We start from the raw sequence: 24,247 nt of genomic DNA on the forward strand, positions 1-24,247 counted from the left end.
AGATATAAGGTAAGTCTGTCTAGAGATAGGGAAGAGATGGAACAAGTATCCCATATGCAAAAAAGAACAGAGATTATGAGGATTGCTGAAAAGACAGCAGACGATGTATTCAAAAAGGCAGGAGAGTTCTTGCGAGAAGGCAAAACTGTTGCCTTCCCTACAGAAACGGTTTATGGACTGGGAGCCGATGCGCTTAACCCACAAGCTGTAAAGCAAATATTCAAAGCAAAGGGCAGGCCTGCTGATAATCCCCTTATAGTCCATGTATCAAATCAGAGCCAATGCAAACAACTTGTGAGCACTTTTACCCCAATTGCTAGAAAACTTGCAGAATGCTTCTGGCCAGGACCCCTGACAATAATTCTCGAAAAAACAGATATGGTGCCTTATATAACTACGGGAAGACTTGAGACCGTAGCAATCCGCATGCCTGCAAACCAGATTGCCCAAAATATTATAGAGGCAGCCTGCAAACCTATTGCTGCCCCCAGCGCAAACATTTCCGGTCGGCCCAGCCCTACAACTGCATTCCATGTCGAGGAAGACCTTAAAGGCCGAATCGATGCAATTGTGGACGGAGGGGAAGTAGAAATTGGTGTGGAATCCACTGTAGTCGATGCACGCGGAGAGGTCCCGGTGATATTGCGCCCGGGAAAGATTTCTGCCGAAGATATACAGCAATGCACAAACACAGAAGTATGTATTGGATATGCAAAAAAGGACCATATGGAAAAACCTCTTTCACCCGGCATGAAATATACCCATTATTCCCCTTCTGCAAAGGTTATACTGGTGCAGGGAAAAGCAAAAGATGTATCTGCTAAAATTGCAGACCTTATTGGAAACACCAATGAGAACCAGGAAAGGGCAGGATTGTTACTTACAGAAGAGATCCAAAACAATTTCCCATTGGAAGAAAAATTATCTATAGGCCAGGCAACTAAACCCGAGAAAGCAGCAAAGTGTATTTTTGCAGGATTAAGAGAGATGGATTCAAAAGGTATGGATTTGATAATTGTAGACGGGTCTTTTACTGAAAAAGGGATTGGAGCTGCAGTCCTTGAGAGACTGCAAAAAGCAGCTGATATGATTATAACTACACCACGGATGTGAACACCTATGAAGGATGAGAAAAAAGAATATCTTGTACACAAGCAGATGTATCAAAGTACCGTTAAAAGAAACAAGAAAATCGGCCTGGCAAACATGTTTGTCCTGGCTACAGGTCTTGCATTAAAATATATAGGCAGACCGGATATCGGAGAGCATTTTATCTGGCTGGGAATTGTAATCCTTCTGTATACGTTCGGCTCCAACATGTTGGCAAAAAAAGAAATGCAAAAGCACCAGCCAAAGTGAGTCAGTCCTCTCTCACCGGGCAGGCGCACATTTCCAGCAGAGCTTCTTCCCCGGTGCGGGAACCACGTCCTATAAGGATGTCCCCACCCTCAACACGAGTGCGGGCACTTGGACTGTAAAGCCATCTTCCGGCTCTTTTTACAGCCATTATGTGAACTCCTGTCTCCGTGGCAAGCTGCAGTTCTCCAAGCGTGTCACCGACAATCGGGGAACAGTCTTCCACTACAACCCTCGTGATAACTTCATCCGAACCTCTAACAGCAAGAGTAATTATGGGGTGCAGTTCTATATCCCTGAGCACCGTATCAGCAATACCATACGCAGCATCAGAGATGGCTTCAGATGCATTGGCAAGATGTAATAGACCCTTGAGTTCGTCAACATCAGAGACATGTTTTGCGGTTTCAAGTACCCAGTGCTGGAGATCATATTTCATGACATCCATCTCAGACTCAATGGCACGCACCTCTTCTGCTATATCATTATTGTCATAGAGTATTGCAAAATAGGCAAGTCCTACAGACATTTCAGCCATGTTTTTCATGTCTACGATGATATCTACGGCCTTTTCCAGGTCTTTTAATAATCGCTCGTGTGAATTATCCCGTAAAACATACTCTTTGTTGGTGGCAAGTTTGATCAGAAGAGGTACCCCTTCATCATGCCCTCGTGCAAACAGGACATCCCCTGAACGTATGCGGGTTGAATGATCCGGATCATATATCCAATCATTCTGGCGCCTGATAGCAATAAGCCACATCCCTGTTTCGGTATCCAGTTCAAGATCACCCAGTGTATAGCCACTCATGCTGGAATCGTCGCTTACTGTAACCCTTAGAATGGTTTCTTCAGCTTCTCTGAGTGCCATTTTTAGTTCCAGCGGAATACCCATTTGCATCAGGACAATTTGGGCGATATCAGCAGCTGCATTTGCGATTTTTTCAGAAGATGAAGCTACCTGAAGCACCCCCGTCATTTCTTCGGCTTCCTCAACACGACGGGTGCTTAACATTGCAGCCATGTTCATGTGATAGTAGTAAGTATCCATCCTCTCTTCTAAGCGGAGGACTTCCTCAGCAATATCCTCATCATCATAAACCATAGCAGAGTAAGCAAGATCTACCATAAGTTCTGAGGAGTCTTTCATTTGAATAAGAAGATCTTTGAGATTAGTAGGGCTATATTTGATCTCTTTGGGACACATGATTCATTCTACCTTTGTTAACTTAAACTAATTCGCGAATATAAAAACATAATCATTATTAGTGTCAGACAAACTCCAACAATGCTATAACTCCAAATATGGCAGAGATCCCTACAACATCACCGATAGTTGCAATTATAGGAATAACGGTATCATCCGGGTCAAGCCCGAATTTGTGAGAGGCAACTGCTACAACCAGTGTTACTGCATATACTATGACCAATTCTATCACGCATGCCATTACAGAGATACTGAAAAGACTTGTAAACTCTATACCATTGTAAACAATCATCCCCACAATCCATACCACTACACTCAGGAAGCAGGAAGCGATAATACCTACAATAAAAGCAGCTACCAGACTATTGCGTACAACAGGATTCTTATGGATACGTGTGGTACCAAGACCCATATGAAATGCCGAGGCCAGCCTTGCTCCAAGCATGCTGCCTGTATCTCCTCCTATTTTTATCAATGCGGGTATCAGGAGTAAAAGGATAGGATATGAGATCAAACTATCCAGATGCGAGTTCATGATCTGACCTGCAAAAAGGCCGATGAAAGAAGTCAGGAAAAGGATAGGTGCACTGCTTTTCACTATACTTCCAATGGAATAATAGCTCATATTGCCAACACCACCTTTGCGGAAAGAAACAGCATGAACATGGATACGATGTCACCTATAGTTGCTATAGAGGGTGTGACTACATTATCCGGGTCAAAACCAAACCTGAACATACCTATGGCAAAAAACGTTGCTATTACAGAGAGAATTAAACCTGAAGACAAGCCTGCCATAACGGCTATTAATGTAAGGGTAAAGGCACCTGCACTTTCCAGACCCAGGGCAATTGTCATAAAATGACCCAACAAACCCAGTACAAAAGATAGCAACAAACTGAGCAAAAGAGAACCCCCAATATTGTTGAGCAATTCAGGATTGCGCTCTATTTTCGTGATCAGACCCATATGTATTGCACTGCCCAGACGGGAGCCCAGGGTAGAGGAGATGTTACCCCGCATTCCAAGCACTGCCGGAGTTATCACTAACAGACCGGGAATTACCTGAAGTTCTTCTGTCATACCGGAAAGAATGAGGCCTGCAACAACACCTCCTACAGTAGCAAGAAGCTCAAAGGGAAGAACTTCCCTGACAATCGAACCGATACTTGCATAATCCCCGAGATAATAGGTTTCTATATCTTCTTCATATTCATAATCTTCAGGGTCTGAATCCATCAAAACCTAATCAAATGTTACTATTATAAAAAGAATGGCATTCCATACATCAAAAATGATATATACAACTTGTAACATCTAGGGGATGCAAACGCAGGCAGGGGCCCGTGGTCTAGCCGGTCATGACATCGCCTTTACACGGCGAGGATCCTGAGTTCGAATCTCAGCGGGCCCACCAGAGTTTTTATCGTCTTCTGATATTGATTTTTCAAGATTTTTAAACTTATTTTTCAGATTATCTACTCTTGTCTCGAGGGCAGATTTGGTAGTTGGTTGTATAACTTCTATTTCACCATCAAAATCTTCGTCCAGCGAGATTATGAATAATGGAGTGCCTTTGTTGCAACTGATTGAATTACATGGCGGAAATGTGTGGGTAGAAAGTCAATACGGCAAATACAGTATATTCGGATTCAACCTTCCCTTAAGCCCCGATGATAAAAATCTACAATAAGGAGTGGAATCCCAAAAGCTCCACACCAATACTAAAATCGCAACAAATAGAATACTTTTTTACCCGATTATACTAAATACAATCATAGCTAATCTTATCAAAAGATTAACGTGGGAGTATTAGTTGATCAAAATTGTAATTGTAGCACTAACTTTGTTATTCTTATCAGCAGGCATGACAGGGGCCTGGCAACCGGAGACATGCAAGCAATGTCACAATGAACAATACATTATATGGAATTCTTCGGCACACGCGGATTCCCTGAAAGCGGCAGGAGGGTCGGTTGTTGACATTGAAAGTTGCACGGAATGCCACGTTGAATCCTCAATAAAGGAAACATAGGGAAGAGAAGATGTGGAGACAACTATTGAGCCAATTACGTGTGAAGTCTGCCATCGGCCTCCTGAAACAGGTTATGATTCACATATTGACAATCCGTCCAGCCATATACCAAAAGTGAATCTTTCCGCCGGGATGTGTGGCAACTGCCATACGGATTCACATCATCCTATTATTGATGAATGGGATGAGTATTCCTACAAAAAATTTGATATGGAATCGATGGCAAGTCATTCCGAACCCACTGATGTGGCGGAAACCTTCATTCTTGAAAGGGATAATTCCTGAGTCTCATTCAAAAGCACCGATGGTGCCATTGTTTCTCTGGAAGATGAAAGTATCGATGGTCTGAACCTGGATGAAGTTCCACAACCTGAAGATGTAGAAGAATGGCGTGTTACCTGTGTAGCCTGCCATGAACCACATTCCGCTGAATACCGTATAGAGGGGGCTCTTCTTTGTGGGAATTGTCATAACGGCATGGGTGCCACGGCAGATGGCATGACTACGGAAATCCACCATCCCAACTGGGAGATGTATAACGATTCCATCTATAACACAGGCAACCACCCTGAGGTCGGGTGTTTGGATTGTCATATGGCTTCAAGGGAGTATAATGACACCACACATGAAATAGCCGGGCATACCTTCGATTATGAACCCGAACTGCTATTCAGTTTGGAATCATCCGGGGAATGTTATGATTGCCATGATGAAGAATTTGCAGAAGTTATTGAAACAAGACAGGATTTGATTGCGCAAAGGATTGAAGAACTTAAAAGTGTACAGAACAATGCCAGTGTTGCTCTGGAAAATCTCAATGGTACGGCTTCCTATGAGACAAAACTTGAAGACTACAACAATGCAGTCTTTTACATGCATTTTGTTGAAGAGGACGGATGTCTTGGCATTCACAACATGGAAAAGGCCAATGAATATCTGGACAAATCAGAAAAATTATTCAATTCTGTAACTGAAACTGAAGAGCCTGTTGAGCAACCCGGATTTGAAGCAATTGTTGCAGTCTTTGGCCTGATGTTTATGTTCTGGATAGCAAAGAAAAGGGATTGAATTATCCCTTAACTTTTACTTTTCTTTGTTCTTTTCAATTTGCTCTCTGAGTGCCTTAATACCTACTGTGTCTTTTTCAACCCTCACCATTATATCACCTGTAAAGGGCATTTTATACGCCGGCTTCACATCATTTCAAGCTGGCAATTCCAAAACTCCCTAATAAAAATAAAATATCTTCAGTAATAAGTGTATGTAACTATCTGGAAATACCTGGAGGGATACAGATTAATAATTAGATTCAATTGGATAGAAGATCACATGCCTTATGTGAAATTTTGCCAGATCAAGAATCTGTTCTTCCAGATAAGATTTAGAGGGAAATTCGGGGAGGGATGTAGGAAAGAATGAATCCTTTATTTGTTCTCCCACTATATCGTCACAACCTCTTTCAACCTGTATTATCGTAGAACCTTCGCAATATTCAGCATCAACAAGCACATTATCCCTGTCCCCATCAGTAATTCCTATCAATGGTATTTCCAGACGTTTCAGGATGCTTCCTGCAATAGCCGTTGTGTCATCCCCAACTGAAATTGCTAGGTCCGCTTTTCTTGCAAGTTCGAATGTCCTTTCCGCTTCATGGTTAATAATTACGGCCCTACATAACTGGTGCTTATGAACATCAATTCTTTCCCTGTTCATTGATTCCAGAACAGGAGTGCGGCGTAAATTTCCACTTTTTATCCACGCATTTTCAGGGTCAATCTTACCGATGTATGAAGCAAGTTTTTCCACACCATGTTTTTTCAATTGTCCGCCCTTGATAGCAATAATAATCCCATCCTCAAATATTAATTCCACATCCTCAGTATTGGCGTAACCGATTACAAGGCCGTTGACCATTATGGATTCTCCGGGCAGGACCCCTGAAATCATACGTATCGTTTTATTATCGTTTTTTCTGATAGATGGTTGCCTTGCAATTTCAGGGTACACCAGTGGCATACCCAATTTCCTGCATAGCCAGTATACATCGGAGTTTACATTTTGTCCCCTGTGAATAACTTTCCCATCCAAATTCCCGGGTCTTTCAACATGTACAAGGGGGACTTCAATATCCACTCTATCCGCCACCATATTCCCAAAAACAGTCCCGCTTTCAATGGTTTTTCCATGATTTAGCAGGAATACACAGTCACATTCTTTTGCAAGTTCAGTAATCGCCTCACTGGGTTTGCTCAAACTCCAGATGTCGATTAAATCTTCAAGAAAGGAATCCAGCACGGCCAGTTTACACATAGTCCCGGCGGCTACGGCATACACATCTGCTCTTGCTGAAAGAAGTTGTATTATTTTCCCTGCCCAGCCACTGTCTATTATTTCCGGGCCGTGTATTATAATTCCATATTTCATCCTGTCATCCTTGTACTTAATGTCTCATATGTGAAGATAAATTTATATCTTATCGATTCAAACCCTCAACCTGACAAAAGTCGGTCTATTCTGAGTAATATCCATCCCCTCCGTTTTACCGTCACATGCGACTTTTGTCTTCATTGCAAATAAATGAGGACCGACACAATGACCGTAATCACTGTACCCTATGGCAACGAAAGTATTGATGTCAACATTCCGGATTCCAATATGGGTGATATCCTGATGCCCTGTGAAATGGAAGTAGAATCTACCCCTGAGGAACTTGTTAAAAATGCCCTTGCAAATCCGGTAAATAGCAAAAAACTTTCAGAAATCGTAACACCGAATTCCAATGTAGCCATCATAGTCAGTGATATTACCCGTCCATCCCCCTCTGCAACAATGCTCCCAACACTTCTTGAAGAATTGAAATCCGGAGGATGTACCGAAGAAAATGTAACGGTGGTCTGTGCTCTGGGACTTCATCGCCAGCAAACTGAAGAAGAGATTAAAAAAATACTGGGCCCTCTTTATGGAAACGTCAGATTTGTTGAACATAATAAAGAGAATTGTGTAAAGGTGGGAACAACTTCCAGAGGGACTCCGGTAGAAATATCCAAAGAAGTTTATGAGTCTGATATAGTAGTGTGTACCGGTAATATTGAATTCCATTATTATGCAGGTTACAGTGGAGGTGCAAAAGCAATCCTTCCCGGGGTGAGTTCCAATAATTCTGTTATTACAAACCATAAGATGATGACTATTGAAGAGGCAACTACCGGCAATATCGACAGTCCTGTAAGACAGGATATGGAGGAAGCGGCTCAAATATTCGGCCCGGATTTTTTACTCAATGTGGTCCTCAACAGCAAAAAGGAAATCGTCAGGGCTGTAGCCGGTAATATTATAGCTGCCCACCGAAAAGGAGTTGAATGTGTGGATAAAATGTACAAGGTGGAAGTGGAACCTGCAGATGTAGTCATTACAGCAACCGATGTCTCAAAAGGGATGAACCTCTATCAGGCCTACAAACCGCTGGACAATGCAAAAATGGCAGTTATTGACGGAGGCACCATCCTGCTTGCAGCCCCATGCAGGGAAGGGTTTGGTCATGAAATATTTGAGCGCTGGAGCCGACAATGCAGTTGTCCTGTGGAAACAATTGAAAAATTCAACTCAAATTTTGAGTTTGGGGGACATAAAGCGGCATTTATAGCACAGCTTGCAATGAAACATGATTTGCTCATGTATTCAGAAATGCCTGAAAAGGATGTACAGGACGTGTTTTTCAAGCCTGTACCAGACATCCAGCAGGCGATTGATTCAATCATTGCAAAAAATCCGGCCGTGAGAATCCATTTCATGCCCCATGGCCAGAGTACCCTGCCGATTCAAAAGTCGAGAATTTAAGAGACTGCTTACTTATGCGTGATCATGTACCCAGAAATCACCTTCCATGGTAACTTCTTTTTTCCATATGGGCACCTCTGACTTTACTCTTTCAATCGCATCACTCAGGGCTTTAAATAACTCCTGTCTGTGGGCCGATGCTACAGCAATATACACAATATCCTCTCCCCGCATTAGTCGGCCACTTTTGTGATGGATTAACACTTCGATAATTCCTTCTCTTTGTTTGAGGTCATTACATATCTTTTCTATACGTTCATCAGCAACACTCTCATATTTTTCAAATTCGAGCATTTTTGTGCTGATATCATCTGTCTCCCCTCTTACCACACCGGTGAAAGTACCGATACTTCCAGTCAGAGGAAATTCAGGCATATGACGTATTCTGTCAATCATACTGTTCAGGGTTACGAATTCCGATGTTTGCTGTACAATTCCTGCAACTTCGTCCATATCCCAGTCCGAACAAGGAGCAAGCCTGAGTACAACATTCCCTGCTTCCTCATCCATCTCTCCCAGCATTATTTTGGGCAAATCACTATTTGTAGCGCCTTCCACGATAGCGTAATCCATCCCTCTGCCTGCAAGGACTTCAAGAGCTTCATCCAGGCCTGCCCCACGCTGAATAGAAACCATACCTTCCTCTGAGACTGCAGTCACGTTTTCAGCGCCAGAATCGAAATGTTTACCCGTATCTTTTTTTGGGGAATCAAAGCGATGATCATGCATGATTTTGACAGTACCAACTTTACCCTTCAAAGCAAGTTTTTCCACCAGCCTGCAAACAAAAGTTGTCTTGCCGGTATTTTTGTAACCAATAACAGCTACGACTTTCATAATTATGGCATGGAATTATAAATATAAGTAGGCATTGGATAGACTGACATAATTTGATAATTAAGAAATATTACGTATTATTTATATATAAGAGGATTATTTACTCAATGTATGGATGAGCAGAAATTAAGGGTACAGGATATGCCATTGGAAGAAAGGCCAAGGGAGAGAATTGCAAAATATGGGCCTTCGAACCTTTCCAATACGGAATTGCTTGCAATAATCCTGCGAACCGGTACAGCGAAGGAAAATGTGATCAACCTGTGCAGTCGTATTTTTGCAAATTATTCTATCAAAAATTTAAGTCAGGCCAATATCACAAAGCTGACCGAAATCCATGGAGTAGGGATTGCAAAGGCTTCCCAGATCTCTGCTATATTCGAACTGGCTCGCAGGCTTGAGAAACATTCAGATGAGCCACTGCCACGTATCCGTTCCCCGGATGATGTGTACAAACTCCTGTATCCCCAGTTGAGGTGCCAGAAAAAAGAACATCTTACAACCCTTCACCTTGACACCAAAAATCAGGTCCTACGGGAAGATGTGGTATCAATAGGCAGCCTCAATGCCAATATTGTTCATCCAAGGGAGGTATTCAAATCAGCCCTTCTGGAATCAGCAGCCTCTGTAATTCTTACACACAATCATCCATCGGGAGATCCCACACCAAGCAGGGAAGATATAAATATTACCCGTAAACTCGTAGACGGAGGGAAAATACTCGGAATTGATGTACTGGATCATGTGATAATCGGGGAAGGAAAATTTGTGAGTTTGAAGGATGAAGGATATATTTCCTGACAAAAGATTTAAAGCATTTTCCGACAATTATCCAGCCGAATGAAAGAGATAGAACTTGATGAACCATACTCCATCCCTTACAGGGCAATCTATGCCATATGTGATGAAACGGATGAATGTGCGGAGATAATTGAACATAGTAATTGTTATGGTGGTGCTGCATGGGCCAGGCACCATTATTCCCACTCCCCTATTGTCCGGCAGGTAAGGACACTGGGAAATATGACTCGCTATCTTGTAAAAACCGGTAATGTACCCCTTGAACTAAAGCCATCGTCTGCCGCTGCAGGTATTGAAGCGGTGGAAATCAAAGATAATGAGGTTGCAATTACCTATGCCGGACTGGGTGGGGGAGGCGTCGGTGCCACGCGTTGTCGTGCACAGGCAGCCGGGGTCCTACACTCAGAAACTACTCCCTCTGGAGGTGGGAAGGCGGCAAAAGGTACCATCATTGTCCCAAAACGCAAGCGTGTACTCGTGGGAATTGATGATACTGACAACAAAGAAACAGGTGCTACCTGGTGTCTGACCCACAACATCGCAAAAGAACTGGATTGTGTGGAAAGTGTGTACCTCTCCCACTCCCTGGTGCAACTTTTCCCTGTATCGGCAAAAACCCAGAACTGTGTTTCAACAGTCCTGGAATTTGGATGTGTGAATGAAAGGGCACAGAATGCACTCCTTGAAAATATCCGCAGTGCACTGGAAAAGTACAGTGTATCAAAGGATACGGGAATGGTTGTCCTCGACTCCTTTAATGCTTCCAGCATTAAGGAATACAGCAGATTGTGCAGGTCTGCTGAGCTGACCTATGAGTTTGCAATGGAGTATGCTGAAAATCATGGTGTGGATGTCTGGATTGATGGTAAAGGCGTAATAGGTGCCCTTGCTGCCCTACCCTGGTTTGCCAGACCGGATGATTCGGTAATAATGGATGCTGAACTCCCATGAATGAGCGTCAAATAAGCGGCAAAGATGTGATATTAAAGGCTGCCGGCCTGCTGGAAGTTAAGCTGGTCAGTGCGGTTGCCGGCTATCCTGTTACTTCGATTGTGAATCTATTCAGAAATGATGATTTTTGGGCAGACAATACTTTCTGGATGATTAATGAAAAAGTGGCTCTTGAAACTGCCCTGGGGGCCTCGGTTGCCGGACGCAGGTCTTTTGTCCTGACAAAACATGTGGGCATGAATGTACTCTGTGACCCTCTGGTTACATCCGCCACCCATACAATAGGCGCAGGTTTAGTGATAATCGCAGGGGATGACCCCGGCGCAAAAGCCTCCCAGAATGAACAGGACTCACGCTATTTCGGACCCCTGGCCGAAGTACCTGTCTTTGATCCTGCAACTCCTGAAAAGTTGTTTGATTCACTGAAAGAAGCAATCGAACTTTCGGAAAAGGCAAGTATTCCCGTTATAGTCAGAGTAACTTCCCGTCTTCTGGAATCGTTTTGTGAAAGTGCTTTATTGCGACCAAAAGGATCGGTACCACCTGAATTTGACAGGTCTGTATGGGACTACACCATGAAGGGGAAGCATCAGCGTTTCCATTCAATGTCATACCCTTTAATGGGAGATTATTCCCAATCACAGGATTGTCTGTGTCATATCGATACAACAAAAACAGGCATTATTTCCTCAGGTTATCCTGCCTGCCTTGTGGAAAAATTCATTGAAGAAAGCAATTCCCGGATTTCACATCTGGCTCTGGACATGGTTTATCCACTGCCAATTAAAAAATTGAAAAGATTTATTGATCACCATGAATATGTGCTTGTGGTTGAGGAAACAGAAGATTACATCGAATCTCATATTTCAATCGAAGACACCATAAAGGGCAAATCCACAGGACATATACCCCATGGTAAAATAGAAAAAGAACATATACTGCATGCTCTTGAAAATATCAAAAAAACACATATGGATAAAGTGGTCAACCCCGAGACTATTAAAGAGAGAGGGCCACGTTCTATCTGTGATACATGCCCCTATCTGCCTCTCTACAAAGTGCTTGGTACAATAGATAAACCAATTGCAGGGGACATGGGCTGTTCCATATTAAGTACTTCTGCACCTCTTCAGGCCGTGGATACAGGTTTTGCACTTGGCTCTGCCATATCGGTCGCCTGTGGTTTCAAAGGAAAAGGTATTGCAGTCATCGGGGATTTTGGTCTGGCACATACAGGAATGCAGGGATTGATCAATGCAAAATCCAACGGTTTTGACCTGCTGGTTATTATACTGCAAAATGATGTTGCAGCTATGACGGGAGGACAGGATGTAGCGGACCTTACTCATGTTCTTGAAGCACTTCATGATGACATTGAAGTGGTAGATTTTGCAGAAAAAATCAAAGAAAGAGAATTGCAGGCCCTTCTGATGGAAAAAATGGAAAAAAAAGGAATATCCATAATACTTGCAAAAGGTACATGTCCCAAATACTGAGGAGATACTCTATGGTAAAAGTTGCCTGTATCCAGATGGACATTGAGCATTGTAATAAGAAAACAAACATTGAAAAAGCCCTCGCTATGGCTAATCGGGGCCTTGCCATGGGTGCTGAAATAATTGTATTCCCGGAAGTGTTTTCCACAGGTTTCTGTTATGAACAGATGGATAAACTGGCTGAAAAGTCCCCCTACCCCACAGTAGGACAACTTGCGGATTTTTCAAAAAAAAATAAATGCATCCTTATCGGTTCAATAGTGGAAGAACTGGATGCTAAAACCAAACCCTATGCCAATCTTGGGTTCTGTATTGAAAGCGGTATAATTCGGGGAACTTATCGCAAAATTCACCCCTTCGGGGAAGAAAAAGGTCACTTTACCCCGGGTGATTCCATTCAGCCCATAAAACTTGAGAATATATGTATCGGATTGGAAATATGCTATGAGATAAGGTTTCCTGAAGTGGCACGCAAACTTGTGCTTGAAGGAGCCGACTTACTGGTGACGATTGCCCAATTTCCGAACCCCCGGGTCAATCACTGGAGAATCCTGGGTCCTGCCAGGGCAGTGGAAAACCAGATTCCTCATGTGATGTGTAACCGCACAGGAAAAGACCCTACCAAATCGTTCCCTGGAAGTTCCATGATTATTGATGCCCTGGGGAATACTCTTGCAGATTCCGGCCGCGATGAATGCATAATCATAGCAGACATCGACCTCTCACTTGCCAAAGAACTATCCAGTAAAATACCTGTACTGGAAGACCGTAGGAGAGATCTGTATTCCAATTGAAATTCAGATACTAACTTCGATACCCAGGATTTGCTTTTTGCCTTTTGCAATATCCCTGGCCATTCGGGCACATCCAGTAGCTGCACTCCATTTTCCCAGAATCCAGGGTTTCATATCCAGATAGTGATGTATTTTTTCCACAAGAGGATCCACTTCTGCCATAGAACCTGCAAGAAAAAGACAATCACATGTTGAATAATCCTTTAGCAAAACTTTCATAGCTTCTATTTCCATGGATGCAAAAAGAGCAAGAGTATCAATTGCAAATTTTGCCTGATCTTCATTATCTTTTAATCCATCAAGCAAATCTGCAGTGTTTTTATAAGATGTATTTTTCACCACACCACTGTTCATGAATGCCTCGTTTGCACCACATGTCCCGGCATCAACCTGCCTTATTGATTCAAGATCAAGAGGGCCGTGTACGGTACCGGGTGCGAAAATACAGGCATCAAGGGCACCTATAACCACGCCGTTTGCAACAGCCAGAGTTACAGTGTTTGAACTGATATCTGATACAATGAAATTATTAATACCCCTGGATAATGCATCATAGGCAATTCCAAGTTTTTCAGGGCTTGTGGAATGAGAAAATACGTTCATTCGAGAATCAGTATGGCTTTGTGAATGTATCCCGGGTATTACAACTGTGGGGATTTGTGCCTTCTTGATAGTATCAAACACCAGAGTTCCCGCACCGGTCTTTTTACCGACTCCTTCAATACTTCTTACTCCACGATTGTGGACATCCTGTATATCCATAATATTGACAATTCCATCTCCCATAGAATAAGTCAGGGCAATCATTTCAATCTGTTTGATATTGATATTGAATTGCTTTTGGATTAATTCAAGAATTTGACTGTCTTCCATTTCCTTCATGTCTGTTCGGGGAACTTCAAAATAGAAGGATTTTCCATGTTTATCAAGAGCTGCAAAACGCATTGCATTTGTGCCGTGATCAATACCCAGATACATACCCGGGATCACTCCATAAACATTGCATTTATTTCCTGCATTATTCTTTCCCCTTCTTCTTCTTTCCCAACGCTTGTAACGATTCTTACCTCCTGGGAAGAAGTACCATGTGTCAGGAGAGCCCTCAAATTGCCTCTACTATCCGGACGAAGAAGTTTTACATCTATCTTCCCCCCGGGTGCACTCTTTCCTTTAACAGTAATTACTGAAGGGATTATTCTTTTGACATCTGGATGATTACTGATTATTTTGAGCAGTTTCTTGCCATGTCTACCACCTATGATGGTGGAATGCGAACCCCCAAGCTTGCTTTGTAAGGTTGAATTAGGAGTCATATATAGGAGCCGTGGTTTTACTTTTCAAAAAAAAAGAAAGATTAGATGCTTTGCACATCACCCATATCCAGCAATGAAATTCCTTGTTCATAAAGCGTTTCAACAGCGGTTTTCAAATCATTAACGCGTATTATGAGAAACGCCTTTTCTGTTTTTGTAACAAAAGCGTAAGCATAATCGATGTTGACACCTTTTTTGCCAAGTACCTCTGCTATTGTTGCAAGCTGGCCGGGTACATCTTCCATTTGTATACCCAGAACATCTGTTTCGGAAACTGTAAAACCTGCATCATGCAATACACGATGTGCTTTTTCCGGCTTGTCTACTACCATCCTTATAATTCCGAAATCCCCTGCTTCAGCGATAGTAAATGCCCTTATATTGACGGATGCCTCTTTGAAGCTGGATGCAATATTTGCAAGGTGGCCTGGCTTATTCTCTGCAAAGAGTGATATTTGTTTGATAAATTTCTCATCCATGGAATCATCAACCTGTGGTGTTATGGTCTATAAATTATCCTGAAATTCTTTATAGCTTTCTATTATCAATTATCTTTTTGGATTTACCAATAGACCGCGGAATTGTCCCATGTTCTACAAGTTCGACACCAACAGAAAGATTGAGCACACTCTTTAGAGCAGAGGCAACTTTTTTCTCCAGTGAGATTATGTCATTGACCTTGTCACTGAATGCTTCATCATTCATTTCAATCTGTATTTTCATTGTATCCATTTCATTGATACGATCCACATGTATCATGAAATGTTCTCCAACTTCGGGTATTTTCATAAGCACGGATTCTACCTGTCCCGGGAATACGTTGATTCCACGGATAATCAGCATATCATCCACACGTCCGGTCACCCTCATTATTCTGGGATGTGTGCGCCCGCATTCACAGGGTTGCTTGTTCAGAATTGTACAATCTCCTATCCTGTATCGGATAAGAGGCAGGGCTTCTTTTGTAAGAGTGGTTATTACAAGTTCTCCCCTTTCTCCTTCTGGTAGAGTATCTCCAGTTTCAGGATCGATTATTTCCACAATAAACTGGTCGCCCCAGATATGAATTCCATCCTGGCAAGTACACTCAGTAAAAAGTGGCCCACTGAGTTCAGAGGTACCAAACACATCATACGCCTTGATGCCTGTAGCGTCTTCCATACGCTTGCGCATTTCCTCAGTCCAGGGTTCTGCTCCGAATATACCGGTTTTCAGGCCGGTATCCTCCTGGAAATCAATACCCTTATCCTTTGCTTCTTCTGCCATGTAAAGGAAGTAAGAAGGAGTACATGCAAGCGTTGTGGTACCAAGATCCTGCATCAGTTCAAGCTGTTTATCGGTGTTACCAACACTAATCGGCAGGACGGTGGAACCCACTTCTTCAGCACCATAATGCAGTCCGAGTCCACCTGTAAAAAGACCGTAGCCGTAACTTACCTGAAGGACATCCCCACGGCCCACACCAATTGATGTTAATGCTCTTCCCAGGGACTTTGCCCACTCATGAATGTCATTTTTGGTATAACCCACAACAGTAGGTTTGCCAGTGGTACCTGAAGAAACATGATAGCGTACAAGCTGTGTATCAGGTACACAAAACATTCCTTTAGGATAATTGTCCCTGAGGTCCTGTTTATAGGTAAACGGAAGCTTTTGCAGGTCCTCCAGAGTCCTGATATCTTCCGGTTTCACCCCGGCTTCATCAAAACGTTTTTTGTAAAAAGGAGAGTGAGTATAGACATAGTCTACAAGATGGCGCAACCGCTCCTCCTGAATCTGTTCCAGCTCATCAAGGGGCATTCTTTCAATCTGTGGGTTCCAGTATTCGATCATGTTATCACATAACAGATATTTTGTCATGTACAAAGTACATCATTATATATAATATTTGAAATTAAGATTTATAAACTAGACGGATTCGTCTTATTCCGGAGAACTTCAATAACCTTTTGTTTGCAGGCCCAAAGTATCTCATCCATATCGGCAACTACATCGATACCCGCAGCACCTGCATGTCCTCCACCTGTGCCATTGTAATCAGCACTCACATCTTCCATGATCTGACCCAGATTTACTCCGGCATTTACAGCATCTCTCTTTGCCCTTCCGCTAACCCGGATAGAGTTTTCTTTCAACGTACCTACAAATGCAACATCAGCACCTATATTGATCAGCATTGAAGAAGCAGAACCTCCAAAAGAGCTTACATGAGAGGTAGCCACAAGCCAACTTTCCACTCTTTCAATCTCCGCACGATTGGCCGTCTTTAGCATGGCAATACGCATAGACACATCCTGTGGAGTGGAAGCCATCAGCTCCAGTACTTCCGCATATTCAACACCGCTACTTTCAATAATATTAGAAAATGTGCGGAAAGTATCACTTGTTGCATGTTTGAAATGCCCGGTATCGGTCACTATCCCTGTCATGAGCCCCACAGCAGTACGGTTCATAATAGGGGCACCCATGCATTTCAGTACATCATAAACTATTTCTGCAACAGATGTCTTATTGCGGTGCAGATAAAATGCTGCATTCTCTGTAAGAGCAGTTGTGGCGTGGTGATCAATCACGCCATAGTGACATAATTCAATATCATTTAATTGTGCAATTGTTGAAGTATCTACTACAACCGTAAGATCGTAGGCTTCGGGGTTTGGGTTTTCCACAACATCAATCTCAAGTTTGTCAACCAGCAAAGAAGCAACACGATTGCAACCATCAACCAGCCCTACTTTGCCTCCAATAGCTTCAGATAGAGCAAAGGCACTGCTTACAGCATCGGGGTCAGCATTGCGATGACATAGATACAGGATATTATGGTAGTCAAGAAGTTTGTTGTAGAATCCCTCTTCATCTACTTTCATTTCAACCTCTACTATCACTACCCGCAATTGTGCCGGCAAATGATAGTTGGCAGGCAGGTCAGGCTCACTGTGCCTGATAACCGCCCTGGGTACCCATAGCCTGTTTGACCTGTTCCTGAAGCTGGTTGAAACGTTTGGATATGCGTTCTTCCTGACGAGAAATAGACTGCAATCTCAGGGAAAGGGTTTCATTTCTCTCTTTGAGCTTTTCGATAGCATCATCCTTGGTCGTACGGATCTGCATATCCCCAACAGTCCTGTAGACAACTGCATCTCCTGATAACTGTTCAAGTTCTTCCAGAGCATTTTCCGTTTCTTTCAGTGTACTTTCGATCTGATTTTTTTGCATAGCAAGTGTCTGGGCCTGTTGTTGAACCTGCTGCAACTGTGCCAGCTGGTTCTGGACCTGTGGGGGTAGTTCTGAACTCATTTTAGTTTCACCTGAGCATCCAATAAACCTAAAATGATTTTAATGTTTCTATGGTTCATTCACCTGAAAAGATGTCTGCAGTTGTTTATTGGAAGAGAGTCCAAGCAACCTGAGATTCAATAGTACATCACAAGATAGATGTGTACCCCCAGCAGATAAGAAAGGAACCATAATGCAGCTATGAGTTTCATTGCAATTAACCTATTGAGAATATCCTTGACCCTGCCCATAAAAAGTAATTCTACATAAAGGCCCAAAAGAAGGATAAAAAGGCCCAACCCATGATGGAAAAGCAGTTCAATATTGAAAAACGTGTTAAAGTAATAAGTAGATCTTACACCAGACATAGCGGGGTACATAAAAAATACTGTCGACAAAAGCTGTGCAAACAAAGCAAAACCCATTATACGACAATGGAGTTTAGTTTTATTATTACGAACAAGATATACTGAAACAAGTATAATAGTTATCAGAATTGTTTGAAAAATAAGGTTTAACATAAAATATCCCCTCCAAAGTGTCTTACTGAAGATTGGAACAGAATGATATAAGACTGTCTTACAATAGAAATGCAAAAAAGAGGTATATAACATATGGCAATGCTATCAAGGAAAGAACTTAACAAACTACTGGAGGGTGAGCAGCCTCTTGTAGAAGGTTTTGTGGATGAAGAATTTCAGGTGCAACCCAATGGTATCGAACTTACACTTGAGAGTGTGCACAGACTAAATGGAGAGGGTACCATCGATTTTGATAATTCAAAAAGGCAAATTCCTGAAAGTATACCTCTTGATTTTTATGAGGAATGGATTGATCTTGAAAAGGGCATATACAAAATTATCTTCAACGAAATCGTTAATATTCCCAAAAATATTGCAGCACTCGCAACACCAAGGTCAAGCCTGATACGTGCCGGAGCGACTCTGGAAACTGCTGTATGGGATGCCGGATACCGGGGCAGAAGCGAATGTTTACTTGTTGTATATAACCCCGATGGCCTGAAACTGCAAAAAAATGCGCGTCTTATACAACTTGTGTTTTATACTCTGCACACAGAAGTGGATGAAGGATACAATGGTAAATACCAGAATGAGAATACCTGCTTACAATAATTTTTTATAAAAAACACATGTACATATATGTACAGGAGAGGACATATGAGTGAAATTGGCAAATCCGTAAGGATAGAACGCATATTCGATCGTAATACACAAAACGCAATAATAATACCAATGGACCACGGAGTCGGGGCCGGGCCTCTAAGAGGACTGACAGATATGCCCACTACTGTAAATAAAGTCGCTGAAGGTGGTGCAAACGCAGTATTGGGGCACATGGGTCTTCCCAAACATGGCCACAGAGGATATGGAAAGGACGTGGGATTGATAATTCATCTTTCCGGTTCAACATCCCTTGGCCCTGATCCAAACCACAAGGTACTGGTTACCACCATTGAGGAAGCCATAAAGGTGGGCGCTGATGCAGTATCAGTCCACATAAATATAGGTGCAGATGATGAGGCAGAAATGTTGCAGGACCTTGGTAGAATTGCAAAGGGCTGTGATGAATGGGGAATTCCCCTTCTTGCAATGATGTACCCCAGAGGACCCCGCGTAGCATCAGAACATGATGCAGAGTATGTGAAACATGCTGCAAGAGTGGGTGCCGAGCTGGGAGCAGATATCGTAAAAACAAATTACACAGGAGATATTGATTCATTCAAAGAAGTCGTGGAAGGCTGCCCGGTACCTGTTGTTATAGCAGGTGGTCCCCAGATGGAAACCGAAGAAGATCTCCTTCAAATGATACATGATTCACTGGAGGCAGGCGGCAGAGGTGTTGCAATCGGCAGAAATGTATTTCAGTCCGAAGACCCGGTTGTTACCGTATCTAATATATCCCGCATTGTACATGGGGGAGAATCTGTAGAAGAAGTCCTCAATAGATAATATTTGAAAAGATGAGAGCAAGACCATGTGAGTGATATGGCCAAATGAAGATATGTTAGGTAGTGGTACGATATGAAAATGGTCTTGTATATGATAGTGTATATACAGTCCTCTATAGACAGGTCACACATCCCCAATAAATGAACAAATGTTACTGGGCTTTAATTGTTCTGTTCACAATTATAGTGTAATTTTGAAATAGTTCGATAGAATTAAATGTCATGGAAATATGGAGAATGAGATCACTTTCATATTATCCCATTTATCGAGGATTCAATTATGGACAAATATGAGCAGGTTATCGAACTGGCAAAAAGACGGGGATTCCTGTGGAACTCTTTTGAATTATATGGAGGTACTGCCGGATTCTATGACTACGGACCCCTGGGAAGTACCCTGAAACGCAGAATAGAAAACATTTGGAGACAATTCTATGTCGTTCGGGAAGGTTTCATGGAAATCGAAACTCCCACCATCGGCATTGAGGACATTTTCGTGGCTTCCGGTCATGTAGGTGGTTTCTCCGACCCTCTGTGTGAGTGTGAACAATGTGGAGAGGCATTCCGGGCAGATCACCTGATTGAAGACTATGTAGCGGTTGCGGATGCATTGACCAATGAAGAAGTAGATGAGATGATCAGCAAATATGATATTTGCTGCCCGGAATGCGAGGGGAAACTCGGAAAGGCCAAGGAATTTAATCTGATGTTTGAGACGAGTATAGGACCCGGCAATGGCAAACCCGGATACCTGCGTCCGGAAACCGCTCAGGGAATCTTCATTGATTTCCAGAGGCTGGCGCGTTATTACAGGGAAAAACTGCCTTTTGGTGTAACCCAGATCGGTAAGTCATATCGTAATGAGATATCCCCGCGGCAGGGTGTCATAAGACTCAGGGAATTTACCCAGGCTGAAGCTGAAATATTCATCCATCCACAAGAAAAAACACATCCAGAAATTACTGCAGTGGAGAATGACCTGATAATACTTTATTCCGATAAAGCCCAGGAAAGAGGAGAACTGGAAGAAATGACAATCCGGGAAGCAATTGATAACAAAATCATTGCTCACGAATTCCTTGCATACCATATCGCTCTTACCAACCGTTTCCTCAAACGTATTGGTATTTCTCCTGATAAACTGAGATTCCGCCAGCATAAAAAAGATGAAATGGCACATTATGCAATCGATTGCTGGGATGCCGAAATCAAAACAACTCGTTTTGGATGGATAGAAACAGTGGGTATTGCTGACAGGACCGACTATGACCTGAATGCGCATACAAAAATGAGCAAAAATGAGCTGGCTGTCTATATTGAATATGATGAACCTAAAATGGTGAAAAAATTTGCTGTAAAACCGGATATGGGAAAACTGGGCCCCCTATTCAGGAAAAAAGCAAAGGATGTTGCAGAAGCCCTCAAGCAACTCGGGCCTGAAGAACTCGAAAAAGATGGCGATATAAACGTATTAGTCAACGGCGAAAAAGTTTCAGTACCAAAAGATGTTGTTTCAGCTGAAGAAGTGGAAGAAAAAATAAGCGGGGAAACTGTGGTACCCCATGTGATCGAACCGTCCTATGGAATCGACAGGATATTCTACACATTACTGGAACATGCTTATGAAACCGAAATGGTCCCCACAGCTGAGGAAGAAAAGGAAGAAGAGCGTATTCTTCTCAAATTTAAGAGTGAAATTGCCCCTATTCAGGTAGCAGTCCTGCCCTTGATGAAAAACAGTGATGAACTGGTCATTAAAGGCAGGCAGATCGCAAGTATCCTAAAGGACATGGGATTGATGGTGGCTTATGATGATTCGGGAACCATCGGCAGAAGATACCGCAGAAATGACGAAATAGGTACTCCATATTCGGTTACTATCGACTACGAAACCCTTGAAGATAATACCATTACAATTCGTGAGAGAGATACCATGAAGCAGATTCGCGCCCCTGTAAGTAATCTTGAAGAAAACCTGAATAAATTAATCAGTGGAAATATGGTGTTTGAGGAGGCGGGAAGCCCCCTCTAATACTTTCAATCCGCTTTGCTAAGATATTAATAAAAATTGTTTGTTCCTTCCCCTTTAAAGATAAATAAAGAGTAATATGGTAAAGTACATACAACATCCCCTGATTAAACCCGATTCTGTCGAACAACGTCTCTACCAGCTTGACCTGGCAGGCAAAGCACTATCTTCCTCTACACTGATAGTCCTTCCCACAGGGCTGGGCAAAACAATAGTCGCTCTGCTTGTCATGGCGTCGAAACTGGAGGCTACGGGAAAAAAGGTGGTGATGTTATCACCCACAAAACCACTGGTCGAACAACACGCAACTTTTTTTAGCCAGATGTTAAACCTGGAACCTGAAGAAGTGATGACATTTACGGGAAATCTCCCTCCTGCAAAGAGGGAAAAGATGTGGGAAAAGGGCAGGGTAATAGTATCCACGCCCCAGGTCATCGAGAACGACCTGCTCACAAAAAGGATCAGTCTTCAGGACGTGGCCCACATAACATTCGATGAAGCACACCGTGCTGTTGGAAACTACTCATATACCTACATTGCAGAGGAATATTTCAACCAGGCAAAAGAACCCCTGTGTCTGGCAATTACAGCAAGCCCGGGAAGCTCTGATGAAAAGATAGCAGAGGTCTGCGAAAGCCTTCATATCGAAAAAGTGGCAGTCAAAACAGAAGACGATTCTGATGTTACCCCATATATCCACCATAAACAAGTCGAATGGGTTCACTTAAAATTGCCCGATGAAATGCAAAGGCTCAAGGATTTGCTTGATAAAGTCCTGGAAGACAGAATCCAAAAACTGGATGAACTGGGATACAGACTGCCCTACGGGAAAAAAACATCAAAAAAGGAACTACTGGGACTCCAGAGAAAAATGCAGGGCCAACTCAGAAGTGGAAACCCTGATCCTTCTGTATACAGTTCCATATCCCTCATGGCAGAAATCCTCAAAGCAGGCCATGCAATAGAAGTTATTGAAACCCAGGGAGTAGGGGCTCTTGCCAAATATGTGGACCGCCTGGAGAGGGAAGCCTGTACAAAGGGAGCGAGTAAAGCTTCTAAAAGACTCATGGAAGACCTGTTCATGAGGCAATTATCCTATCGTCTTAAAGAGTGCGGTGCAGAGCATCCCAAACTTGAGACCGTGTGTAACATTGTAAAAGAACAATTAACCTCCAATCCAGATTCAAGAGTGATCGTTTTTACCAATTTCAGGGATACCGCAGAAATGGTAACAGATGCACTATCAAATATTGAAGATATAAATCCAGTGAAATTTGTAGGCCAGAGTTCAAAATACAGAGACAAAGGCCTGACCCAGAAACAACAGGTCGAAATTATCGATCATTTCAAACAGGGAAACTTCAATGTACTTGTTGCAACTTCCGTTGCTGAAGAGGGACTGGATATACCTGCAACAGACCTGGTTGTTTTTTATGAACCAATTCCTTCGGAAATACGCAGTATCCAGAGAAAGGGAAGAACCGGCCGCAAACATGCCGGCAGGGTTGTAGTTCTGGTAACAAAGGGGACACGGGACGAAGGTTACTACTGGAGCAGTGCAAACCGGGAAAAGAAGATGCAGGGAAATATCAGACAACTCCAGGAAACACTATCCACAGATGAACACGAAAATCCTTTCATTAAAGAAAAGCAGCGCAGTCTTGAAGATTTCGACAACCGCGTGGGGCCTGAAGATGAAAACGGACCGGAAGTCGTGGCAGATCAAAGAGAGATACGCAGTACTGTAACACGCAATCTACAAAAAGCAGGTGCATCCCTTAGTGTAAAAACCCTCGAAGTGGGAGATTATATCGTCAGTGAGAATGTCGCTATCGAGAGAAAGGAAACCGGGGATTTCGTGAATTCACTTATTGAGGGGAAGCTCTTTGAGCAGATTTCAAACCTGACACGCACATATGAAAAAACTATCCTGATTATCGAAGGAGAAGGACTATTCAATGCCCGACGTATCAATCCATCTTCCATTTACGGTGCAATGTTATCAATATCAATGGATTTTGAAACAACTATTCTCCATACCAGAGACGCAGAGGAAACAGCAGCTCTCATACTCCAGATAGCTAAAAGACAGCAGGGAAAGGAAAAAAAACCTATCAATCCCCACGGGAAAAAAGCTGCTCCAATCCTTTCAAAGCAGCAGGAATATATTGTATCCGCAATACCCCAGATTGGACCACAAGCAGCACGCAACCTGCTTGAACATTTCGGGTCTGTTGAGGCTGTAATGAAAGCTTGCGAAGAAGAACTCAGGGAAGTGAAACTCATTGGTCCTAAAACCGCTGCACGTATTAGAGAAGTGGTTTGTAGCGAATATAAAGGATAAGA

27 protein-coding genes and 1 tRNA gene are annotated in these 24,247 nt (G+C 42.7%); 15 read left to right on the forward strand and 13 right to left on the reverse strand.

The genetic code is table 11. From position 1 onward, the window contains the following. Nucleotides 1–54: 54 nt before the first annotated feature. Together A9957_RS00170 and A9957_RS00175 are read left to right on the forward strand one after the other, a co-directional pair. Nucleotides 55–1,113, forward strand: coding sequence for an L-threonylcarbamoyladenylate synthase (locus A9957_RS00170; protein ID WP_292342806.1), 1,059 nt, complete (start codon nucleotides 55–57; stop codon nucleotides 1,111–1,113). A 6-nt stretch (nucleotides 1,114–1,119) separates the two neighbouring features. After that, nucleotides 1,120–1,359, forward strand: coding sequence for a hypothetical protein (locus A9957_RS00175; protein ID WP_096711567.1), 240 nt, complete (start codon nucleotides 1,120–1,122; stop codon nucleotides 1,357–1,359). A 1-nt stretch (nucleotide 1,360) separates the two neighbouring features. On the opposite strand, the gene A9957_RS00180 is transcribed toward A9957_RS00175, so the two are convergent. The 3 genes from A9957_RS00180 to A9957_RS00190 form a co-directional block, all read right to left on the reverse strand. Then, a complete protein-coding gene (locus A9957_RS00180) occupies nucleotides 1,361–2,563 on the reverse strand; it encodes a potassium channel family protein (protein WP_105460543.1) in 1,203 nt (400 codons plus the stop codon). Between the two features lie 64 nt (nucleotides 2,564–2,627). Then, nucleotides 2,628–3,188 (reverse strand): magnesium transporter, encoded by a 561-nt coding sequence (locus A9957_RS00185; RefSeq protein WP_096711569.1) that lies wholly within the window; start codon nucleotides 3,186–3,188, stop codon nucleotides 2,628–2,630. After that, entirely contained in the window at nucleotides 3,185–3,802 is a 618-nt protein-coding gene (locus tag A9957_RS00190) for a magnesium transporter (protein WP_105460542.1), read from the reverse strand. The genes A9957_RS00185 and A9957_RS00190 overlap by 4 nt, the downstream gene beginning before the upstream one ends. 101 nt (nucleotides 3,803–3,903) lie before the next feature. On the opposite strand from A9957_RS00190, the gene A9957_RS00195 reads away from it, so the two are divergent. The 3 genes from A9957_RS00195 (at nucleotide 3,904) to A9957_RS00205 (ending at nucleotide 4,883) form a co-directional block, all read left to right on the forward strand. Next, a tRNA-Val gene (locus tag A9957_RS00195) sits at nucleotides 3,904–3,980 on the forward strand. A 399-nt stretch (nucleotides 3,981–4,379) separates the two neighbouring features. Further along, complete coding sequence (locus A9957_RS00200) at nucleotides 4,380–4,598, forward strand: multiheme c-type cytochrome (protein WP_105460541.1); 219 nt, start codon at nucleotides 4,380–4,382, stop codon at nucleotides 4,596–4,598. Nucleotides 4,599–4,610: 12 nt separating this feature from the next. Next, nucleotides 4,611–4,883, forward strand: a complete 273-nt coding sequence (locus A9957_RS00205) for a hypothetical protein (protein ID WP_096711571.1) — start codon at nucleotides 4,611–4,613, stop codon at nucleotides 4,881–4,883. 3 nt (nucleotides 4,884–4,886) lie between these two features. Here A9957_RS00205 and A9957_RS00210 read toward each other — a convergent pair whose 3' ends face one another. Beyond that, entirely contained in the window at nucleotides 4,887–5,192 is a 306-nt protein-coding gene (locus A9957_RS00210) for a hypothetical protein (RefSeq protein WP_164908979.1), read from the reverse strand. On the opposite strand from A9957_RS00210, the gene A9957_RS00215 reads away from it, so the two are divergent. Then, nucleotides 5,130–5,666, forward strand: a complete 537-nt coding sequence (locus A9957_RS00215) for an ammonia-forming cytochrome c nitrite reductase subunit c552 (protein ID WP_241645789.1) — start codon at nucleotides 5,130–5,132, stop codon at nucleotides 5,664–5,666. The two genes, A9957_RS00210 and A9957_RS00215, sit on opposite strands and share 63 nt — an antisense overlap. Nucleotides 5,667–5,894: 228 nt before the next feature. On the opposite strand, the gene A9957_RS00220 is transcribed toward A9957_RS00215, so the two are convergent. Beyond that, nucleotides 5,895–7,022 carry a DUF2117 family protein gene (locus A9957_RS00220; protein WP_128753969.1) on the reverse strand — a complete coding sequence of 376 codons (1,128 nt, stop codon included), beginning with the start codon at nucleotides 7,020–7,022 and terminating at the stop codon, nucleotides 5,895–5,897. Nucleotides 7,023–7,190: 168 nt separating this feature from the next. On the opposite strand from A9957_RS00220, the gene larA reads away from it, so the two are divergent. After that, on the forward strand, nucleotides 7,191–8,435 hold the full coding sequence (gene larA, locus A9957_RS00225) for a nickel-dependent lactate racemase (RefSeq protein WP_128753968.1): 1,245 nt from the start codon (nucleotides 7,191–7,193) through the stop codon (nucleotides 8,433–8,435). A gap of 12 nt (nucleotides 8,436–8,447) precedes the next feature. Here larA and A9957_RS00230 read toward each other — a convergent pair whose 3' ends face one another. Then, nucleotides 8,448–9,272: a molybdopterin synthase gene (locus tag A9957_RS00230; RefSeq protein WP_096711575.1), complete on the reverse strand. Its 825-nt coding sequence runs from the start codon at nucleotides 9,270–9,272 to the stop codon at nucleotides 8,448–8,450. A gap of 111 nt (nucleotides 9,273–9,383) precedes the next feature. Here A9957_RS00230 and radC point away from each other — a divergent pair, with 111 nt between their 5' ends. Genes radC through A9957_RS00250 form a run of 4 tightly spaced genes read left to right on the forward strand, consistent with a single transcriptional unit; the run spans nucleotide 9,384 to nucleotide 13,314 of the window. Continuing rightward, nucleotides 9,384–10,073, forward strand: coding sequence for a DNA repair protein RadC (gene radC / locus A9957_RS00235; protein WP_096711576.1), 690 nt, complete (start codon nucleotides 9,384–9,386; stop codon nucleotides 10,071–10,073). Between the two features lie 39 nt (nucleotides 10,074–10,112). Further along, on the forward strand, nucleotides 10,113–11,024 hold the full coding sequence (gene mmp11 / locus A9957_RS00240) for a methanogenesis marker protein 11 (protein WP_096711577.1): 912 nt from the start codon (nucleotides 10,113–10,115) through the stop codon (nucleotides 11,022–11,024). Beyond that, nucleotides 11,021–12,520: a thiamine pyrophosphate-dependent enzyme gene (locus A9957_RS00245; RefSeq protein ID WP_096711578.1), complete on the forward strand. Its 1,500-nt coding sequence runs from the start codon at nucleotides 11,021–11,023 to the stop codon at nucleotides 12,518–12,520. The genes mmp11 and A9957_RS00245 overlap by 4 nt, the downstream gene beginning before the upstream one ends. An 11-nt stretch (nucleotides 12,521–12,531) precedes the next feature. Then, nucleotides 12,532–13,314, forward strand: coding sequence for a nitrilase-related carbon-nitrogen hydrolase (locus A9957_RS00250; protein WP_105460530.1), 783 nt, complete (start codon nucleotides 12,532–12,534; stop codon nucleotides 13,312–13,314). A 3-nt stretch (nucleotides 13,315–13,317) separates the two neighbouring features. On the opposite strand, the gene A9957_RS00255 is transcribed toward A9957_RS00250, so the two are convergent. The 7 genes from A9957_RS00255 to A9957_RS00285 form a co-directional block, all read right to left on the reverse strand. Then, entirely contained in the window at nucleotides 13,318–14,292 is a 975-nt protein-coding gene (locus A9957_RS00255; RefSeq protein ID WP_096711580.1) for a methanogenesis marker 12 protein, read from the reverse strand. 8 nt (nucleotides 14,293–14,300) lie between these two features. Then, complete coding sequence (locus A9957_RS00260) at nucleotides 14,301–14,627, reverse strand: DUF2103 domain-containing protein (protein ID WP_096711581.1); 327 nt, start codon at nucleotides 14,625–14,627, stop codon at nucleotides 14,301–14,303. Nucleotides 14,628–14,668: 41 nt separating this feature from the next. After that, nucleotides 14,669–15,106 (reverse strand): ACT domain-containing protein, encoded by a 438-nt coding sequence (locus tag A9957_RS00265; RefSeq protein WP_096711582.1) that lies wholly within the window; start codon nucleotides 15,104–15,106, stop codon nucleotides 14,669–14,671. Nucleotides 15,107–15,155: 49 nt separating this feature from the next. Next, on the reverse strand, nucleotides 15,156–16,460 hold the full coding sequence (locus A9957_RS00270; RefSeq protein ID WP_105460529.1) for a phenylacetate--CoA ligase family protein: 1,305 nt from the start codon (nucleotides 16,458–16,460) through the stop codon (nucleotides 15,156–15,158). 68 nt (nucleotides 16,461–16,528) lie between these two features. After that, complete coding sequence (locus tag A9957_RS00275) at nucleotides 16,529–17,494, reverse strand: bifunctional oligoribonuclease/PAP phosphatase NrnA (RefSeq protein WP_105460528.1); 966 nt, start codon at nucleotides 17,492–17,494, stop codon at nucleotides 16,529–16,531. A 64-nt stretch (nucleotides 17,495–17,558) separates the two neighbouring features. Further along, entirely contained in the window at nucleotides 17,559–17,924 is a 366-nt protein-coding gene (locus tag A9957_RS00280; protein ID WP_072562211.1) for a prefoldin subunit beta, read from the reverse strand. Between the two features lie 116 nt (nucleotides 17,925–18,040). Next, nucleotides 18,041–18,271: a hypothetical protein gene (locus A9957_RS00285; protein ID WP_128753961.1), complete on the reverse strand. Its 231-nt coding sequence runs from the start codon at nucleotides 18,269–18,271 to the stop codon at nucleotides 18,041–18,043. Nucleotides 18,272–18,517: 246 nt separating this feature from the next. Here A9957_RS00285 and A9957_RS00290 point away from each other — a divergent pair, with 246 nt between their 5' ends. From A9957_RS00290 to A9957_RS00305, 4 genes are all read left to right on the forward strand, one after another. Further along, nucleotides 18,518–19,036 (forward strand): deoxyuridine 5'-triphosphate nucleotidohydrolase, encoded by a 519-nt coding sequence (locus A9957_RS00290; protein ID WP_096711585.1) that lies wholly within the window; start codon nucleotides 18,518–18,520, stop codon nucleotides 19,034–19,036. 45 nt (nucleotides 19,037–19,081) lie between these two features. Then, nucleotides 19,082–19,873 (forward strand): 2-amino-3,7-dideoxy-D-threo-hept-6-ulosonate synthase, encoded by a 792-nt coding sequence (locus A9957_RS00295; RefSeq protein WP_292342807.1) that lies wholly within the window; start codon nucleotides 19,082–19,084, stop codon nucleotides 19,871–19,873. A gap of 279 nt (nucleotides 19,874–20,152) precedes the next feature. Then, nucleotides 20,153–21,904, forward strand: coding sequence for a glycine--tRNA ligase (gene glyS / locus A9957_RS00300; protein WP_292342808.1), 1,752 nt, complete (start codon nucleotides 20,153–20,155; stop codon nucleotides 21,902–21,904). Between the two features lie 76 nt (nucleotides 21,905–21,980). Then, a complete protein-coding gene (locus tag A9957_RS00305; RefSeq protein ID WP_292342809.1) occupies nucleotides 21,981–24,245 on the forward strand; it encodes a DEAD/DEAH box helicase in 2,265 nt (754 codons plus the stop codon). Nucleotides 24,246–24,247: the final 2 nt, after the last annotated feature.

This window comes from Methanohalophilus sp. DAL1 (genome assembly GCF_001683555.1).
GTDB lineage: Archaea > Halobacteriota > Methanosarcinia > Methanosarcinales > Methanosarcinaceae > Methanohalophilus > Methanohalophilus euhalobius.

Bases quoted from the DNA above. Each gene is read 5' to 3' on its own strand.
- glyS (WP_292342808.1), top strand. From the start codon at position 20,153: ATGGACAAATATGAGCAGGTTATCGAACTGGCAAAAAGACGGGGATTC.
- A9957_RS00230 (WP_096711575.1), bottom strand. From the start codon at position 9,272: ATGAAAGTCGTAGCTGTTATTGGTTACAAAAATACCGGCAAGACAACT.
- A9957_RS00270 (WP_105460529.1), bottom strand. From the start codon at position 16,460: ATGATCGAATACTGGAACCCACAGATTGAAAGAATGCCCCTTGATGAG.
- A9957_RS00290 (WP_096711585.1), top strand. From the start codon at position 18,518: ATGGCAATGCTATCAAGGAAAGAACTTAACAAACTACTGGAGGGTGAG.
- radC (WP_096711576.1), top strand. From the start codon at position 9,384: ATGGATGAGCAGAAATTAAGGGTACAGGATATGCCATTGGAAGAAAGG.
- A9957_RS00185 (WP_096711569.1), bottom strand. From the start codon at position 3,188: ATGAGCTATTATTCCATTGGAAGTATAGTGAAAAGCAGTGCACCTATC.
- A9957_RS00220 (WP_128753969.1), bottom strand. From the start codon at position 7,022: ATGAAATATGGAATTATAATACACGGCCCGGAAATAATAGACAGTGGC.
- A9957_RS00275 (WP_105460528.1), bottom strand. From the start codon at position 17,494: ATGAAAGTAGATGAAGAGGGATTCTACAACAAACTTCTTGACTACCAT.
- A9957_RS00305 (WP_292342809.1), top strand. From the start codon at position 21,981: ATGGTAAAGTACATACAACATCCCCTGATTAAACCCGATTCTGTCGAA.
- A9957_RS00250 (WP_105460530.1), top strand. From the start codon at position 12,532: ATGGTAAAAGTTGCCTGTATCCAGATGGACATTGAGCATTGTAATAAG.
- A9957_RS00245 (WP_096711578.1), top strand. From the start codon at position 11,021: ATGAATGAGCGTCAAATAAGCGGCAAAGATGTGATATTAAAGGCTGCC.
- A9957_RS00265 (WP_096711582.1), bottom strand. From the start codon at position 15,106: ATGGATGAGAAATTTATCAAACAAATATCACTCTTTGCAGAGAATAAG.
- A9957_RS00285 (WP_128753961.1), bottom strand. From the start codon at position 18,271: ATGTCTGGTGTAAGATCTACTTATTACTTTAACACGTTTTTCAATATT.
- A9957_RS00295 (WP_292342807.1), top strand. From the start codon at position 19,082: ATGAGTGAAATTGGCAAATCCGTAAGGATAGAACGCATATTCGATCGT.
- A9957_RS00190 (WP_105460542.1), bottom strand. From the start codon at position 3,802: ATGGATTCAGACCCTGAAGATTATGAATATGAAGAAGATATAGAAACC.
- larA (WP_128753968.1), top strand. From the start codon at position 7,191: ATGACCGTAATCACTGTACCCTATGGCAACGAAAGTATTGATGTCAAC.
- A9957_RS00215 (WP_241645789.1), top strand. From the start codon at position 5,130: ATGTATAACGATTCCATCTATAACACAGGCAACCACCCTGAGGTCGGG.
- A9957_RS00210 (WP_164908979.1), bottom strand. From the start codon at position 5,192: ATGACAATCCAAACACCCGACCTCAGGGTGGTTGCCTGTGTTATAGAT.
- A9957_RS00170 (WP_292342806.1), top strand. From the start codon at position 55: ATGCAAAAAAGAACAGAGATTATGAGGATTGCTGAAAAGACAGCAGAC.
- A9957_RS00180 (WP_105460543.1), bottom strand. From the start codon at position 2,563: ATGTGTCCCAAAGAGATCAAATATAGCCCTACTAATCTCAAAGATCTT.
- mmp11 (WP_096711577.1), top strand. From the start codon at position 10,113: ATGAAAGAGATAGAACTTGATGAACCATACTCCATCCCTTACAGGGCA.
- A9957_RS00280 (WP_072562211.1), bottom strand. From the start codon at position 17,924: ATGAGTTCAGAACTACCCCCACAGGTCCAGAACCAGCTGGCACAGTTG.
- A9957_RS00255 (WP_096711580.1), bottom strand. From the start codon at position 14,292: ATGTATCTGGGTATTGATCACGGCACAAATGCAATGCGTTTTGCAGCT.
- A9957_RS00260 (WP_096711581.1), bottom strand. From the start codon at position 14,627: ATGACTCCTAATTCAACCTTACAAAGCAAGCTTGGGGGTTCGCATTCC.
- A9957_RS00175 (WP_096711567.1), top strand. From the start codon at position 1,120: ATGAAGGATGAGAAAAAAGAATATCTTGTACACAAGCAGATGTATCAA.